At 63.1% G+C, this 2,450-nt stretch carries 3 protein-coding genes and 1 pseudogene; 2 read left to right on the plus strand and 2 right to left on the minus strand.

The window, feature by feature from the left end; translation table 11 throughout:
• Positions 1-149, plus strand: a 149-nt coding sequence (locus tag FV227_RS28385; RefSeq protein ID WP_147860417.1) for a transposase, incomplete at its 5' end; no start/stop codon positions are given.
• Between the two features lie 6 nt (positions 150-155).
• Positions 156-1,099, plus strand: a pseudogene (locus FV227_RS28390) (IS630 family transposase); the annotation flags it as partial.
• A 741-nt stretch (positions 1,100-1,840) separates the two neighbouring features.
• Here FV227_RS28390 and FV227_RS28395 read toward each other — a convergent pair.
• A complete protein-coding gene (locus FV227_RS28395) occupies positions 1,841-2,035 on the minus strand; it encodes a hypothetical protein (RefSeq protein WP_147860461.1) in 195 nt (64 codons plus the stop codon).
• A 266-nt stretch (positions 2,036-2,301) separates the two neighbouring features.
• On the minus strand, positions 2,302-2,450 hold a 149-nt coding region (locus tag FV227_RS28400), incomplete at its 5' end, for a transposase (protein WP_147860417.1).

Below are 2,450 nucleotides of genomic sequence, written 5' to 3' on the forward strand. Positions count from 1 at the left end.
ACTGGATCTACAACAACCGCAGTCAGGTCGAGCGCCTCTGGGCCAGGCTCAAGGAATGGCGTGCCATCGCCACCCGCTACGAGAAAACCGCCGCCAGCTTCATGGGCGTCCTCTCCCTCGCTGCAGCTCTCGATTGGCTCAAGCGATGACACGCCCTAAGCGTTCAAGATGTGGCTCGGCGGGTGGGCGTCAGCCGCCCGGCCGTGTGGCGCTGGCAGCAGCGCTACGCTGAGGCGGGCGTCGAAGGTCTTCTGCGCGACAAGACGCGTCCGCCCGGCACGCCACCCCACCCAACCGAGACGGTGGCTGAAGTGCTGGCGCTGACCTGCTCGGAGCCACCAGGCGAGGTCACCCATTGGACCGGACGTGCCGTAGCCCGGGCGGTTGGGATATCGTTGCGCGCCGTGCAGCGGATCTGGGACGCTCACCGCCTCCAACCGCATCGACTGCGCACATTCAAACGGTCGCGCGATCCGGCCTTCGCCGCCGAGGTCGAGGATGTCGTCGGCCTCTACATGAACCCACCCGCCCACGCGGTGGTGCTGTCCATCGACGAGAAGAGCCAGATCCAGGCGCTGGAGCGGACCCGCCCCGATCGGCCGCTCGCCCCCGGGCCATCCCGCCGCCCAGACCCACGACTATACCCGTCACGGCACGACGACGTTGTTTGCCGCCCTCGACGTCCTGGCCGGTACCGTGCTCGGCCGCTGCATGCAGCGCCACCGAAACGGCGAGTTCATCCGGTTGCCGGGACGCCGTCGAGGCCACCGTCCCGCCCGGCAAAGTGATCTACGCCATCCTCGACAACGTCGCCACCCACAAACATCCGAAGGTGCGCGCTTGGCTCGCCTGCCACCCGCGCTGGATTGTCCACTTCACCCCGACCTCGGCCTCGTGGCACAACGCCGTCGAGGGCTTCTTCTCGGCGCTCACCCGGCGTCGGCTGCGGCGAGGCTCCTTCACCGGCGTCGTCGACCTGCAGGCGGCCATCAATCGCTACATCGCCGAACACAACCGGAGCGCCAGACCCTTCGTCTGGACCAAACCCGCCACCGATATCCTCGCCGCCGTCAGCCGAGGCCCTGAACCATCCGTCTGAGTCACTGCACTAGGGGGCAAATGAGCTGATAGTGACAGTAGGCGTCGGCACGGTCTCGGCTGCGCAGTGTGAACCAAGGGAAGCGAGCACTAAACGGAGTTCGTCAGCCTGAAGCCGATGATGCTGTGCCGCCCGCCGTATAGCATCCGCTGCATCATGTGTAGTGAGAATATCAGCGAGTGCTGCCTGCTGATCCGCCATAGCTTCAAGCTCCGCTATGCTGACGGCCATCTGCCTCATCAATTCAAGCATGCTCTCGCGCCTCGCACGCACAGAAAGTCAAGTGCGATGCAACATGCAACAATGAGTCCAGGCGTGTAAACGGCTTTTGAGGGCATTGGCCCTCTTGAATATCGTCTTGGGTAACGCGTGTACGGGAGTTGGAGGCCTTGCCGCTCTGATGAGCCACGCCGCATTGAGACACGCACCATGCGACGACGCTCGGTCTGATCAGCACCCTGACCTGGGACAGCGCAAGGGCGACGCGGACCCCGCCAGCGATCTGCTCCAAGCGATGCGTTCCGCTAGACGAAGTAGCACCTACAGGGGCACCGCGCCGCAGTGCAGCAACGAATTTTGTTGCTACTTACGTAGTCCCTGGCCACAGCTTCCTTAACGAAAATGGGGGAGGATGCGGGAATGCATCTCACATTCAACACCGCGATCCTGCTCAGCACCGTTTGGCTTGTCGGCATCGTCGAGTTCGCGGCTTGGTGCCATGGGGCACCTGAGGCTGGTGTGTCAGGCGAGTAGACCGATCAACTTCATCAAGACCCACCACGTCGCATAGCCCCACAAGGCGATGGTGACGAACAAGAACACCATGATCAGCGCGAGCGTCGCCCACGTCGCTACGCGTTCACGAAGGCGCTCCAGCGGCGTAGCCTCATCGGGCTCGAACAAGCCTTCAAATTCAGGGCTCATGGCTTTGACCATCGGCACACGGCTTCTCGCTTTGAAGCTGAGACGCTTCGGTGCCCTAAACTCACTGACCCTCAAATCCGTTCAAGTTGTACAGATCCCTTCCGTGACCGCAGCTTTGATGGCTGCTGGCCTCCTCGATTGATCATGCGTCTGATTGGGCCTGGCATGCCGAGGGGATCTTGCCGGCCGGCCTGACTGCCCGCCGAGGTGCGGTTGTCGAGATAACCGCTCGCCGCTACAGCGCGCCATGGAAAAGCTCGACGCCCTCCTAGGGCGTGTCATCGCTTGAGCCAATCGAGAGCTGCAGCGAGGGAGAGGACGCCCATGAAGCTGGCGGCGGTTTTCTCGTAGCGGGTGGCGATGGCACGCCATTCCTTGAGCCTGGCCCAGAGGCGCTCGACCTGACTGCGGTTGTTGTAGATCCAGT

It is taken from the genome of Methylobacterium sp. WL119 (genome assembly GCF_008039875.1).
Lineage (GTDB): Bacteria > Pseudomonadota > Alphaproteobacteria > Rhizobiales > Beijerinckiaceae > Methylobacterium.